Source organism: Rhodococcus sp. NPDC060176, assembly GCF_042728675.1.
Lineage (GTDB): Bacteria > Actinomycetota > Actinomycetes > Mycobacteriales > Mycobacteriaceae > Rhodococcus_F.
Genome location: NZ_JBHWYS010000017.1, coordinates 17,209 through 29,768, shown reverse-complemented (window position 1 = coordinate 29,768; position 12,560 = coordinate 17,209). Strand labels below are relative to the sequence as shown.

The 12,560-nt window shown below is 62.2% G+C and carries 18 protein-coding genes and 1 tRNA gene; all 19 read left to right on the top strand.

Translation table 11 applies throughout. The annotated features are described in order from the left end of the window. The coding region (locus ACFWEM_RS33870; protein WP_378540047.1) for a hypothetical protein at positions 1-282 on the top strand (282 nt) is incomplete at its 5' end. Positions 283-478: 196 nt separating this feature from the next. Beyond that, a complete protein-coding gene (locus ACFWEM_RS33865) occupies positions 479-895 on the top strand; it encodes a hypothetical protein (RefSeq protein WP_378540045.1) in 417 nt (138 codons plus the stop codon). Continuing rightward, on the top strand, positions 892-1,431 hold the full coding sequence (locus ACFWEM_RS33860; RefSeq protein ID WP_378540043.1) for an MmcB family DNA repair protein: 540 nt from the start codon (positions 892-894) through the stop codon (positions 1,429-1,431). The genes ACFWEM_RS33865 and ACFWEM_RS33860 overlap by 4 nt, the downstream gene beginning before the upstream one ends. Next, complete coding sequence (locus ACFWEM_RS33855) at positions 1,428-1,709, top strand: hypothetical protein (protein WP_378540042.1); 282 nt, start codon at positions 1,428-1,430, stop codon at positions 1,707-1,709. Before ACFWEM_RS33860 ends, ACFWEM_RS33855 begins: the two co-directional genes overlap by 4 nt. Further along, a complete protein-coding gene (locus ACFWEM_RS33850) occupies positions 1,709-1,939 on the top strand; it encodes a hypothetical protein (RefSeq protein WP_378540041.1) in 231 nt (76 codons plus the stop codon). Before ACFWEM_RS33855 ends, ACFWEM_RS33850 begins: the two co-directional genes overlap by 1 nt. Next, on the top strand, positions 1,936-2,310 hold the full coding sequence (locus tag ACFWEM_RS33845) for a hypothetical protein (protein ID WP_378540040.1): 375 nt from the start codon (positions 1,936-1,938) through the stop codon (positions 2,308-2,310). The genes ACFWEM_RS33850 and ACFWEM_RS33845 overlap by 4 nt, the downstream gene beginning before the upstream one ends. Before the next feature lie 204 nt (positions 2,311-2,514). Then, a complete protein-coding gene (locus ACFWEM_RS33840) occupies positions 2,515-2,754 on the top strand; it encodes a hypothetical protein (RefSeq protein WP_378540038.1) in 240 nt (79 codons plus the stop codon). Continuing rightward, the gene (locus tag ACFWEM_RS33835) at positions 2,754-2,909 is read left to right on the top strand and encodes a hypothetical protein (protein WP_378540036.1); all 156 of its coding nucleotides are present in this window, start codon (positions 2,754-2,756) and stop codon (positions 2,907-2,909) included. The genes ACFWEM_RS33840 and ACFWEM_RS33835 overlap by 1 nt, the downstream gene beginning before the upstream one ends. Positions 2,910-2,961: 52 nt before the next feature. Next, the gene (locus ACFWEM_RS33830) at positions 2,962-3,606 is read left to right on the top strand and encodes a hypothetical protein (protein ID WP_378540035.1); all 645 of its coding nucleotides are present in this window, start codon (positions 2,962-2,964) and stop codon (positions 3,604-3,606) included. Between the two features lie 75 nt (positions 3,607-3,681). Further along, a tRNA-Trp gene (locus ACFWEM_RS33825) sits at positions 3,682-3,750 on the top strand. A 618-nt stretch (positions 3,751-4,368) separates the two neighbouring features. After that, complete coding sequence (locus ACFWEM_RS33820) at positions 4,369-4,986, top strand: hypothetical protein (protein ID WP_378540033.1); 618 nt, start codon at positions 4,369-4,371, stop codon at positions 4,984-4,986. 124 nt (positions 4,987-5,110) lie between these two features. Beyond that, a complete protein-coding gene (locus ACFWEM_RS33815; protein WP_378540032.1) occupies positions 5,111-5,851 on the top strand; it encodes a hypothetical protein in 741 nt (246 codons plus the stop codon). Between the two features lie 289 nt (positions 5,852-6,140). Continuing rightward, on the top strand, positions 6,141-6,530 hold the full coding sequence (locus tag ACFWEM_RS33810) for a hypothetical protein (protein ID WP_378540030.1): 390 nt from the start codon (positions 6,141-6,143) through the stop codon (positions 6,528-6,530). After that, entirely contained in the window at positions 6,481-8,031 is a 1,551-nt protein-coding gene (locus ACFWEM_RS33805) for a hypothetical protein (protein WP_378540028.1), read from the top strand. The genes ACFWEM_RS33810 and ACFWEM_RS33805 overlap by 50 nt, the downstream gene beginning before the upstream one ends. A gap of 14 nt (positions 8,032-8,045) precedes the next feature. Further along, positions 8,046-9,323 (top strand): hypothetical protein, encoded by a 1,278-nt coding sequence (locus ACFWEM_RS33800; RefSeq protein WP_378540027.1) that lies wholly within the window; start codon positions 8,046-8,048, stop codon positions 9,321-9,323. Continuing rightward, entirely contained in the window at positions 9,320-10,783 is a 1,464-nt protein-coding gene (locus ACFWEM_RS33795; protein WP_378540025.1) for a phage protease, read from the top strand. The genes ACFWEM_RS33800 and ACFWEM_RS33795 overlap by 4 nt, the downstream gene beginning before the upstream one ends. Then, positions 10,780-11,217 carry a hypothetical protein gene (locus tag ACFWEM_RS33790; protein ID WP_378540023.1) on the top strand — a complete coding sequence of 146 codons (438 nt, stop codon included), beginning with the start codon at positions 10,780-10,782 and terminating at the stop codon, positions 11,215-11,217. Before ACFWEM_RS33795 ends, ACFWEM_RS33790 begins: the two co-directional genes overlap by 4 nt. A gap of 29 nt (positions 11,218-11,246) precedes the next feature. Further along, positions 11,247-12,179, top strand: a complete 933-nt coding sequence (locus tag ACFWEM_RS33785; RefSeq protein WP_378540021.1) for a hypothetical protein — start codon at positions 11,247-11,249, stop codon at positions 12,177-12,179. Then, entirely contained in the window at positions 12,179-12,550 is a 372-nt protein-coding gene (locus ACFWEM_RS33780) for a hypothetical protein (protein ID WP_378540019.1), read from the top strand. Before ACFWEM_RS33785 ends, ACFWEM_RS33780 begins: the two co-directional genes overlap by 1 nt. Positions 12,551-12,560 lie beyond the last annotated feature (10 nt).

Below are 12,560 nucleotides of genomic sequence, written 5' to 3'. Positions count from 1 at the left end.
CGGAATCCACAGGTGCCGTTGCGGAAAGCCCGTCAACGAACCCGCCCCGCACTGCGGATGGCACCGAGCAGCCGAGGTGTCGTCGTGACCGCGCCTGATCCGGTGGAGGTCGACATTCGCAGCCTGGGCATGGGTGTGACCCACAACCTCTTGTGCTGGTTCTGCTTCAAGAACAAGGCCGTCTACAACATGCATCCGGTGTGGGTGTTCCAGCCGTGCGACGAATGCAACTCACAGATCGGCGGACAGGTGAAGCGAGTACGAAAGTGGTGGACCCGGTGACCGCGCCTGACCCGGGGAACGGTGTGCAGTTCGGATTTCGGCGAAGGTGCGCATGGTGTGGCGTAGTACTCCGAGGCTGGCAACTGAATCTCTGCCGAACCTGCAAAGCCTCAGTCAACTACTCGCCATCCCCGCCATGCTGCCACGCCAGCCGATGGGATTCAGCACCAGACACATTCGCAAAACGGAGGCAACGATGACTGACGCGCCTGATCCGGGGTTGACCGACCTCATCGCGGAACACGCAATCGTGGACATGACGATGGAAGGTCACGGCGTGCAATGCAAATGCCAACCATTCCCCGCTGATGGCAATTGGATGCGTGCTGACGAGTGGCCCGCACATGTGGCGGTGGTGGTGGAGCCGCACGCCACAGTGGGGTTAAAGCAATGGCGCGCTATGTTCCGGACCAATCTCGAACGCGCCGAGAAGGCTGAGGCCACGATCGCCAGGGTGGAGGAGGCGGTGAACACGGCGGCTGCGCACCGATTCGACTTCGACAACACGAGCATCGAAGGACCAGGCGGGAAAGTCGGAGGTCCAAACAACTTCTTCAACGGAAACCGATACGTCACCAACTATGTCCGCGCAGCTTTGGAAGGGGAATCATGAACGCAACTGCGGTACTCGATGCGATCGCACGGAAACACTCAGGTTGCGCGTTCGTTCACGAAGTGGTTGTAGAGGACTCGGAGCGACAAGAGGCGTGGCGGGCGTTCTACAAGACGCAGCACCCTGGCTTCGCGAACAAGCACTGGCCAGGCACCCCGGACTACACCGAAGACCACGAACGAATCCTCGACACGCACAAGCCGTTCCGCCGCATCGACGCACTCATGCTGGATGGTGGCGGCACTCGCACGGCAATCGAGGTGAAGAGCAGCCGCGCCGACTTCCTCCGCGAAACCGAGGAGAAGCGCCGGCCGTGGCGCAAGATCACCAACCGATTCGTCTACGCCACACCGGCCGGACTACTGAAGCCTGAGGAGATTCCGGACGGGTGCGGACTCTGGGAAGTCGATGGCAACGCGGTGCGGATCGTGAAGCGCGCCAAATCGAATCCCAAACCTGACCCCATCCCGCATCAGGTGCTCGTCGCCCTGGCGTACCGCCTGAACCGCATACCTCTTGGAGGGCAGCAGCAATGAGCGAGAACAGCCAGGCTGAGCTACTGGTGAAGATCCTGCAGAGAATCGCCGACAGCCACGAGCAGTGGAAAGCGAAGTGGGGGCCGAACCTTCGGATCACGGTCGGCAAGGGCAACCCGCTCCGAGACTTCGGCATCGAGAAGATTCACGGCATCGAAGTCGAGGCCGGATGGGATAGCAGCATCCTTCACGAGGACGGCACCGAAACCAAGATCGAAGGCGGACGCTTCACCATCACGCCCATTCCGCCTGACGAACTCGAAGAGCGTGATTGGTGATGAGCAAACATCACCTGATGGCGCACCTCACAAGCAAGGCGACAGCATCACTGTTCCGAAGCCTCGCGTGGCAAGCCGAGAAGTCCGGTGGAGGGATTCGCATCGTCGCGTGGCGGCGGGTCGCAATCATCCTGGAAACCAGCAAGCAGCCGAAACGATTGCTGGCAGTGGACCGTGAGATCCCGGCCGGCGATCTGTTCAACACCAAGCCTTCTGAGGAGTCGTTGTGAGTGAGATCCGATCACAGGCCACACCCGCGAGGGACGAACTGGCCGAGAAGATTGAGCGTTGGTTGACGTCCGCGGACAAGATCGCGTCGACCGGATTCAGTCACCAGAAAGTCAGGCTGTGCGAGTCGATGGGATTCGACTGGCACGAAACCATTGCCGCTCTACAGAAGGCGCTGCCTCGCACGGTGAACAGCTGGGACGATATCCGGCCGACTGTAGTAGCGACCGTCATCCGAGATGCACACGGCGACGTGTTCGAACTCTGGGAAGACGACGACGAGCAGTACTGGATGACGATCGGCAATGACTACGGCCATCAAGAACCTGAGCTGCCTATCACCGTCCTCTTCACTCCGGGGGATGCGGGATGAGCACTTACACGTTCGCGTGCCGGCAGCTGTTCAACGTGTTCGGTGTTCGGTCAATACCGAACACCACCAATGAGGGGTGTCTCCACAAGGGTGTGATGCCAGCATGACCGACCTCGAAACCCAATTCCCATCATCACCGGGAGCTGTGGGATGAGCGCAGATGGTTTATGGAAAGAGTTAGGTCCTGGCGTGTACTTCGCGCCAGTGGGCACGATATTGCCGGCCAGCGCGGGGGAGGACTTCGGCGGAAGGCCGTTCAAGTTGCCGCCGCCGGTCGAGTCCGTGCCGCTGGGCAAGTGGTCATTTCGCGAGGAGTGGCCTGACGACGGCGACCCGACCGCGTATTCACTCGCGTCGAAACCCAAGCAGGCCCCGCCGATGTGGGTTCGAGATCCGGCGAAAACACGAAGGACCGCGTACGGACCGACAAGGAGGGTCAAGTGATGCATCTGCACAAGTGGAGCAAGTGGGAGAACGGGACGCTGATCGACGTCTACAACTACAAGGCCAACGGAAATCCGGATGGACAGAAGATGCAGCAGAAGAAGTGGTGCGCAGTGTGCGGGCGACTGAAGGTGCGAGTTGTGCGACTGTGGTGAAATAGCTTGTGGCCCAATGTAACTGGGTGTGATATGTGGTAGAATCTCCGCTATGGGCGACTACTTCATCTCACGCGATGGTCAGCATTTGCTCGTGAAATTGCTCCGCGAGATCCCCGAATTGATCGAGGATCTCGCGGTCACGATTTGCAGGTTGGATCGGACAGGCAAGGGCGGACTCAAGGTCAACTCGGGATCGGACGAGCAGCCCCTGCCGATCAACATGGCGGCATCGAACGCCAAGGATGAACTGTATTCCGAGCTTGCGTCATGGGCTCGGCACGTGTGCGAATCTCGCGGGATCGACTACATCGGCGGCGATTCAGTTGTCGGGATTGCAAGATGGCTGGATGAGAACGTGATCTCACTGGCCATGACCGAAGGTAGCGAAGAGGCATATGTCGGAATCGAACGGGCGATGGCCAAATGCAGGCGAGCGATGGACATAGCGCCCGAGGATAACCATGCCGTATCTATGCCGGAAGTGGAGATGGCCCGAGAGGCTCGCGTGACAGCAGCTGACGCAGAGCGGCTGATGCCAAAGTTGGGCCACCCGAAACTCAAGGCCGCGACGATTCGAAAATGGGTTGAACGCGGCAAACTTCGACGGCACCCAGTTGACGAAATGTTCCGCCTCGGCGACATTCTCGACCTGAATCCGATACCACCCGAGGTGATTGACGATGATGCAGCGTGATCGTGTCACACTGAGTCTGTTACGCTAGTCGCGAAGCGCGAGTTCCTTGTCAATGAGGTCTCGCGCTTTTTGCGTATCGACGTAGCTCAGCGGCAGAGCAACGGTCTCCAAAACCGTGTGTCGTGGGTTCGAGTCCCACCGTCGTTGCGAGACTTCCCACCACGTCCAGGGGTGCGTCTGGATCGTCGCCGACAAAACGCCTTGCAGTCGTTGCGACTCGGCCCGGCGAACACAACGCACACAGACTTCCATCCAGGTTTAAGTCACCGCCCGGTACTGACTCGTCCGCCGGGAGCACGGAATCCAAGCCCGCACCAAGACGGCCTCCCGCCGTAGTGCGCCGCTGCCTGGATGGACTCAACGTCCCCGCTGTCGTGGGGCCACAGTGATCCGGGGAGATCGGTAGCCGAACAACTGAATAGGAATTCCCTGGGGTCGCGGGACTGCCAGGCGATGGAGACCTTCGTGGTGCTCTGCCGGGAGAGCTGGTTCGAGTCCAGCCAGGGGAACAGAGGTTGCCATGTTGCTCGACCTGATCGAAGCGATTCGAATTGTGTGGGCACTTATCGAACAGTGGGTGATCTGATGGAGCAGTACGGCAATGGCGGATTCATTGGCGGGCTAGTGGTTGTCATGAACACCAGCGGCGACCCGATTCGTGTGCATCCATATCAATGTGACTGCCGCGTCTGCCTGGCCGATGCCTAGCCTCGCACTGATCAAGTGGACCCTGACCCGAACGTGGATGATGTGGAGGCCTTGGTGACTGAGCGCGAAGACGGCAAAGAGGTCATCAAGGAAGTCCGGTTCAACAACGGCCGCCCACCCGGCTACGTTGAGGACCCGAACAACCCGGGCGTGTGGACTTCACCGAAGCATGCCGACTGGCTGCGCGAACAACTCACCGGTGCAGTCGCCGATCAGACCGCACTCGCCAAGGTGGACCCCGAAGTCAAGGCGCTCTCCGACGAGTTGGCCGTCATTCACCTGCCTGAGTATGACCTCGGTGCAGCGAAGAAGGCCGAGCCGACACGGTTCGAGATCAAGCAGCCCACACGGCTTGCGGCATACCTACATTCACGAGGATGGCGACACCACCCCGAATGCGAGGAAGTCCGCTGGGTTCCCACGCCAGACGGCCAAGCTCACGATCTTGGCATCCACATCACCAAGGCCGAGGACGGGACCTGGCCCACGCCGAACCCCGAAGACTTCTACGACGCCGAGAAGATCGACCTGTCGCAGACGCCCGGTGGTGAATGGGTGGCCGCCCATCCATGTGGTGCCAATGCCAAGCATCCGTCGAAGGCCAAGGCACATGCCGATGTGGTGAGGCAACTGCTCGTCAAGATCGAGGAGGCCAACGATGCCGAGTCTTGAGGACCAGCTCTTCGACGTTGACGTACTCATCGGGCGGGCTACTCGCATGGGCAACTTCGATGCGGTCGATCGGTTGAATGCGCAGTGAGCCCGAGTGAAGGCGCAGATCGAAGCGAGGTGACGTGTGGCGCTCACTGTCGTCATCGGACCACCTGCAGCAGGTAAGAGCACATGGTGTCGAGAGCGAGCCCGGCCCGAGGACGTGATCATCGACTTCGACCTCCTCGCCAATGCCCTTGCGGCACCACGCGATGGGGCCAGCAAGCACGACCACCCGCCTGCCGTGAAGGCCCTTGCCAAGGTGGCACGGCAAGCGGCTATCGACAAGTCACTCACTCTCACCGACTGTGACGTCTACCTGATCCACTCCACGCCCTCGGACGCACTGCTCGCCAAGTACCGGCGAGCGGGCGCCGAGATCGTTGTCGTCGATCCCGGCTATGACGTCGTCATGGCAAGGGCTAAGGAGCAGCGACCTTGGTGGATGCAGCCCGTCGTCAAGAAGTGGTACGAGCAGCAAGGTCGACTGCCGGCTGATGTCGCACCGAAGCGGGCGCTGACACAGAAGGAGAAGGGCCTTGGGCATGAGCACCGCAAGAACCGAGCGCGCATGCTCAAGGCTCACGCCGACGGCACGCTGTGCTGGTGGTGCGGCGAGCCGATGTATCGCGAACCCTCTCGCAACTTCGATGGCATGCCACTACATGCCGACCATTCACATGCGCGAGCCAATGGCGGCGTGAAGGCGGACCGATTCTTGCACGACCTGTGCAACAAGCAGCGTGGGGACGGATCCAGGGACGACACCCCGGCACGTCCGACCTACGTCGCGCCGGCCCCGATCGGCAACGCCATGGACTGGTGACGATGCATGGATGATGCATGAATATGCATGGCGGCTGAATGGGGTCTGCATGACTATGCACGGCCAGCAAGGCTGTGACCTGCATCAATGCCGTGGATGCCACCCCGCAATGCTCTGACCTGCGGTTATGCCCCCCTTCAGATTGCTGAGGTGGGGGTGTCTGACAACTCCCTCGGTGCCAGTTGCGGCTTTCTCTCCCCGGGCGTGGATATTTCCGGCCGGGTGCATGAACATGCATCGCCGGGGGCCAGATCGTGCATATCCATGCATGGAGATGGATGGAGCCGAGATGTTGAAACCGATAGCCGACGCACTGCGGCCGGCCGACCTCGGCGACCGAGGAGCGGCGATCTGGGGCTGGTACGACAACGGCACCTTGACCCCAGATCGGGCGGTGCTGGCAGCGGAGGCGGCAAGGCTCGCGGACCGCCTGGAGAAGTGCGACGCCATCCTTCGCGGCGACGTCGACACGTGGATGAAGTTGTACCTGCCGGACAGCGACGACGAGATCGTGATTCGAATCGATACTGCCGCGACGCTGTCACTCAAGCTCGCGTCCGAGTTCCGCCAGATCATTCGACAGCTCGACGACCAGGCTGCCGCTCCTGCTCAACAGAAGGAGGCGAGCCTTGCTGACCAAGTCGCCGCTGCCAGTGAGGCGAGGAAGGCAAGAGCCTAGGGTCGCGTCCTATCCGGAGTCCTCCAAAGATCTCTCCGCCGGTGAGGATGCGCTCGCACTTGCGGATGTCGCCGGCCGGGATTCGTTTCCCTGGCAGGAGCATGTCGTCACGTGCGGCATGGCCAAGCGTGCGGATGGCAAGTGGGCGGCATTCGAGGTCGGTGTCCTCGTCTCGCGGCAGAACGGCAAGAACGGATGTATCGAGGTCGTCGAACTCGGCTGGATGATCAACGAGCCGGGTGTGTCAATTCTGCACACTGCCCACGAGTTCCAGACTGCGCTCGAATCGATGGACAAACTCGAAGCGTTGATCCGCTCGCATCCATTGCTCGAGAACGAGATCGAACAGGTCCGTCACGGCAACGGCAAGGAGTCGATCAAACTTCGCAACGGTTCGATCATCCGATTCCGTACCCGCACGAAGTCCGGTGGTCGCGGCTTCTCGGTCGACCGTTTGGTCATCGACGAAGCGATGATCTGGTCTCCCGCGTCGCAGGCGGCGATCATGCCGCTTCTGACGACTGCGGAGAATCCGCAGATCTGGTATCTCGGGTCGGCGGCTGATGCGGACACGCACGAGTACTGCGGCATCTGGGCGTCGCTGCGGAGTCGGGCGACCAGTGGCGGCGATGAGCGCCTGTGCTGGATGGAATGGTCCGCACCGGAACTGCATTCGGACGCCACCGAGGACGAACGCAAGGCGTGGCGTGAGGATCGCGAGAACTGGGCGTATTCGAATCCGTCGTACGGATACCTCGTCAGCGAGGAGTACATCAAGAGTGAACTCGCGACGTTCAAGAACAACCTCGAGAAGTGGGAGATCGAGCGTCTGTCAGTCGGCAAGTGGCCGGCCGAGGATGTCACGGTCGAACCGCTGGTCAACTCTGACGTGTGGTCGGCGCTGTGCCGGCTTCCGCTTCCGGGTCGTGTGGGTACCAAGGCTCTCGCGATCGACGCGTCGTGGGATCAGGAGTGGTGGACGATCGCCGCGGCCCAGAAAACCGACGACGGCAGGGTGCACCTTGAGATCGGGTTTCACGAGCGAGTGCCGCGTCAAGAGGTGGTCGCGAAGGTTAAAGCCCTTGTCGGCAAGTGGGACCCGTGCGCAGTGGTGATGGACAAGAAGTCACCAGCGATGATCATCGAGCGCGATCTGATCGACGTCGGAATCGAGCCGGAGACGACGACGGCACCGCAGATGGTCACCGCCTGCAGCGGTTGGCTCTACGACGCGACCCATGACGGACTCTCGCATGTGGCGAACAAGATCCTCGACGGAGCTGTCGAGAATGCCCAGAAACGCACGATCTCCGGTGGCGCGTGGGCCGTCGAGCGCGAGAGCGCCGGAACTCTGGTGTCTCCGTTGATTGCCGGGATCCTTGCCCGTTGGGCGCTGATCGAGTTCGGGTCTTCCGTCAAACCTCCACCTGCTGATCCGTCGATCGATCTCGACACCGGCAGTTCCGCCGACTACTTCGATGCGTTCTCGATCGCGTTCTGAAATGGAGGTACCCCATGGCTGAGGCCAAACATGGACCGCCTGTCACCGAAGCTGGGTACGTCAACGGACGTGGTGGCCGAACGGACTGGCAGCACTGGGACGAGGACGAGAGAGTCCCCGAACTTCAATGGCCGCAGTCGGTCCACACCTATTCGCGGATGACCCGCGAGGATGGCCGTGTCTCATCTCTACTTCAGGCGATCGGGTTGCCGGTGCGCCGCACTCCGTGGCGCATCGATCCCAACGGTGCTCGCGACGAGGTGGCCGAGTTCGTGGCACAGAACCTCGGGTTGTCGATTGCAGGTGGAGCACCTGTTGCGCTGCCACGCACCAAGGGTCGGTTCTCGTGGGGGCAGCATTTGCAGACTGCCCTCCTGATGCTGCCCTACGGTCACTCGTATTTCGAGCAGGTCTACCGCATCGACGATGACGGATTCGCTCGAATTCGCAAGCTCGCACCGCGTCCACAGAAAACGATCAGCGCCATCAACGTCGCCCTCGACGGAGGACTCGAGTCGATCAAGCAGAGTCCACCCGCCAGTACCAGCAAGCTCACGTTCGGCATTGCCGGCGTCGAGATACCAGTGGACCGTCTCGTCGCCTATGTCCGCGATCCTGAACCTGGACAGTGGACCGGGAGTTCACTTCTTCGGCCCGCCTACAAGCATTGGATTCTCAAGGACGAGTTCATGCGCCTGCAGGCTGCGACTGCCCGACGTAACGGCATGGGCGTCCCGGTGGCCACCGCGCCCGAGGGTGAGAAGGATACCGAGAAGTACCGCAAGATCGCTTCAGAGTTCCGTGGTGGCATGGCATCTGGCGTGGGTCTGCCCTTCGGTGCGAACTTCGACCTCAAGGGCGTGAACGGCAACCTGCCCGACATGCAACAGGCGATCGACTACCAAGACAAGCAGATCGCACTTGCAGGCCTGGCGCACTTCTTGAATCTGGACAAGGGCGGCTCGTATGCGCTCGCGTCCGTTCAGGCGGACACCTTCGTGCAATCGGTGCAGACATTCGCCGAGAGTATTCGCGACACCGCCAACGCTCATATCGTCGAAGATCTGGTGGACATCAACTTCGGCGAAGACGAACCGGCCCCTCGAATTGTCTTCGACGAGATCGGCTCTCGTCAGGACGCGACCGCTGCAGCGCTCACCATGCTCGTTCAAGCTGGACTGCTCGAACCCGACGAGGTCGTCAAGATCTCGGTGCGTCAGATGGTGGGCCTACCTACGCAGCAAGGGTCGACGGAGCCTGCGCCTGCCGCTACCGAGGAGGCCCCCGCGTGACGACACCCCAAGTGCCACAGGCGCCACCACTCTCGCACCTACCCAATGTCGAGCTGATGCACGCGGGCACCTGGTCGGCGTCGACCGGAGTGCACACCTTCACCTCTGATGATTTCGCCTACGCGGTTGCGGCCCTCGAATGTCCGGCCGTCAGGCGGCCGATCCTCAAACTCGGCCACACCGACCCACGTTTCGACGGGGAACCGGCAGCCGGCCGCGTCGACAATCTGCACACCGAGAGTGACGGACACAGTCTCGTCGGCGACTACGTCGGCATGCCAGGCTGGCTCGCCACACCGGATGCCAACGGAGACATGGTCATCGCCTCGGCGTATCCCGACAGGTCGATCGAAGGTCAATGGGATTACGAGTGCGCACTTGGCCACATTCACCCGTTCGTACTCACGGGAGTTGCACTGCTCGGAGTCCAAGAGCCTGCCATCGGCACGCTCACGTCACTGCACGATGTCGGCGCAATGTACGGCGTCGCGGCCAGTTCGGCTCGTGGTGGCACACCAGTTTCCATCCGCATGAAGGGATCAGCAATGCCGAACCCCCGGCCGACAACCGTCGCGATGGGCGTCACCACGGAAGACGTCCGACGCGCCTATTACGACGAGGCGCCATGGTCCGCCTGGATCGAAGAGATGCACCTCGACCCACTACAGCTGATCATCCTCGACGACAGCAGCGGCGAACGTCAGCGCATCCCGATCACCGTCTCCGGTGACGGCGTCGACGGAGTCACCTTCGGCGAGGCAGTCCCCGTCGTCGTCCGATACGAGGATGTCGGCACCGCGACCCCGGAACCTGCGGATGATCCAGCGGTCGCCGCATCGTCCGGTCGTCAAGTTCTTCGGTTTGCCAGCCGAACCGAATCCCGCCTCGGCGTAGCGCCGCAGGCATCCACCCCTACCCGAGTCGCCGCGGCGACCGGGACACCCGAAGGAGGTTCTGCAGTGGAGTTCACTGACGAACAGCTCACCGCCCTTCTCGAGGCTCTCGGTCTCGCAGAGGACGCCGACGCCGACGCAATCGTCACGGCCGCCGAGGAACTGGCGACTACGCCACCCGAGACCGCAGCCGCGAGCGCCGACACGCCCACCACGGTTGCAGCATCCGCCGCACGACTCGGCCTGCAGTTGGTCGACGGCGAAACTCTCGAAGCTCGACTTGCACGCGGTGACGAGGCATATGCACGGCTGCAGCGCGAGGACCGCGAACGCGTCGTTGACACCGCACTCGGCCGCGGTGCGATCACCCCCACCCGGCGTGACCACTTCTTGCAGTTGATGGCCGCCGACGCGGAAGGCACCACCGCACTCCTGGCGGGTTTGCCGTCCGGGCTCGCCGTCCCGCTTGCCGAAGTCGGCCATGGACAGAGTGGCGACAAGGACGTTGCCACATCCGCCGATTCGATCCGCGAAACTGACACCTACAAGAACTGGAGCTTCCGATGAGTGGCGTTCCTCAGGTCACCAAGACCGGACCCAAGTCCTTCGTCCCCGACGAGAACATTGTCGGCGGCCAGCTCGTCGAGGCGCGCGCGGCCGGCCGCATCGGCGTGGCAGCGGCAGCCAGCCTCAAGGTGCTCGGCGTCGCACTGACCGATGCTCAGCGTCCCGAGGCGCTCACTGGTACGCCCACGACGGTGGGTGGCTTCCCGCAGCTCAACGCTGCACCGCTGCCGACTGTCGTTGCTGTCGCATACGGCGGCATCGAAACCAAGGTGAAGTACCTCGCCGCAGCCGCATTCGGCGAGGCCCTGGTTGCCGCAGCAGGCGGAACGGTCACTCCCGCCGGCGCTACCCCGGACGCCCGGACCATCGTCGGGCGCTGCACCGCGCCGGCAGGCGTCGCCGCCGGCGCAGTCGGCCTCATGCGGACCGTCTGACCCCCCACTCTCCTGAAAGGTAAAGCAACATGACTGTTCCCGTGCTGAGCGTCCATGACGGTCCCCGCACTACGGTCTCGGATCTCATCGGTAATCCGATGCAGATCCCGGCCCGCATCCTCAACCTGCTCGACAACGCATTCCTGTCCGAGACGATTCTCCGCAACGGTGGATCGAACACCAACGGACTCGTCGGCTACTCCGAATCGACGCCTCTCTACCTCGGTGAAGACGTCGCCGATGTCGCCGAGTTCGCCGAGATTCCCGTCGCGGCCGGTGAGCGCGGAACGCCGCGCATCGCCGTCTCGACCGTCAAGGCGCTCGGAGTCCGGATCTCGCGCCTGATGCGCGATCGCAACAAGATCGACGACGTCAACACCCAGATCACGCAGTTGACCAACACGATGATCCGGGCGGACGAGCGAGCCTTGCGCCAACTCCTGCTCAATCCCGCCATTCCGACCATTGCCGCTTCGGCCGCATGGAACACCTCGGGCGGCAAGCCTCGCCATGACATCGCGAACGCGATGGAGGTTGTCGGGTCCGCGTCACGCACCGGCGCCGAGGATGACGACGAGACATTCGGCTTCCTCGCCGACACGATCGCGCTGCCATCCTCGCTCACGCCGGTTCTGCAGGACAATGAGGAATTCCTCAAGGTCTATACCGACTCGCTGGCGCCGGAGTCCATCGCGTACACCGGACGTCTGCCGAAGGACATCTTGGGATTGACAGCCCTCACGTCGCGGTCCTGGCCGCTGAATCGCGTCCTCGTTGTCGAGCGTGGCACCGTCGGCTTCTACTCCGACGAGCGATCACTCGAATCGACAGGCATCTACCCGGAAGGCAACGGCCCCAACGGCGGTGCCACCGAGTCCTGGCGCGCAGACACCTCCCGCGCCCGAGTGATGGGCACCGATCAGCCGCTCGCCGCATGCTGGATCACCGGGGTGGTTTCCTGATGAGCACCTCGAGCACCGCCGACTACGTACTGCTGATCCACCTCTTCGATCAGCAGATCCAGAAGAAGGGCGACCCTGTCGAGTACAGGCGCCACCATCAGGGCGATGTCGTCACCCTCGACAGTGCTGAGGCGCGTCGCCTTCTCAAGGCGAAGGCCATCGCACCGGTCGAGGAGGATTCCAGCATCGCTACCGAGGAGGGTGACTCCCAGAAGGAGCCTGCGACTGGCGGTGACACCAACGCCGATGCCGAACGTCCGGCCAATACCGCGACGACCGCCGAATGGGTCGAGTACGCAGTGTCCCAGGGTTTCGATCGATCCGACATGGAGAAGCTGAAGCGCGCGGAGATCATCGCCGCCGTCCAGTAGGAGGCGCGCA

Excerpts from the sequence above, each read along its gene's own strand:
- ACFWEM_RS33865 (WP_378540045.1), top strand. The coding sequence starts at position 479 with ATGACTGACGCGCCTGATCCGGGGTTGACCGACCTCATCGCGGAACAC.
- ACFWEM_RS33860 (WP_378540043.1), top strand. The coding sequence starts at position 892 with ATGAACGCAACTGCGGTACTCGATGCGATCGCACGGAAACACTCAGGT.
- ACFWEM_RS33855 (WP_378540042.1), top strand. The coding sequence starts at position 1,428 with ATGAGCGAGAACAGCCAGGCTGAGCTACTGGTGAAGATCCTGCAGAGA.
- ACFWEM_RS33850 (WP_378540041.1), top strand. The coding sequence starts at position 1,709 with ATGAGCAAACATCACCTGATGGCGCACCTCACAAGCAAGGCGACAGCA.
- ACFWEM_RS33835 (WP_378540036.1), top strand. The coding sequence starts at position 2,754 with ATGCATCTGCACAAGTGGAGCAAGTGGGAGAACGGGACGCTGATCGAC.
- ACFWEM_RS33830 (WP_378540035.1), top strand. The coding sequence starts at position 2,962 with ATGGGCGACTACTTCATCTCACGCGATGGTCAGCATTTGCTCGTGAAA.
- ACFWEM_RS33810 (WP_378540030.1), top strand. The coding sequence starts at position 6,141 with ATGTTGAAACCGATAGCCGACGCACTGCGGCCGGCCGACCTCGGCGAC.
- ACFWEM_RS33800 (WP_378540027.1), top strand. The coding sequence starts at position 8,046 with ATGGCTGAGGCCAAACATGGACCGCCTGTCACCGAAGCTGGGTACGTC.
- ACFWEM_RS33790 (WP_378540023.1), top strand. The coding sequence starts at position 10,780 with ATGAGTGGCGTTCCTCAGGTCACCAAGACCGGACCCAAGTCCTTCGTC.
- ACFWEM_RS33785 (WP_378540021.1), top strand. The coding sequence starts at position 11,247 with ATGACTGTTCCCGTGCTGAGCGTCCATGACGGTCCCCGCACTACGGTC.
- ACFWEM_RS33780 (WP_378540019.1), top strand. The coding sequence starts at position 12,179 with ATGAGCACCTCGAGCACCGCCGACTACGTACTGCTGATCCACCTCTTC.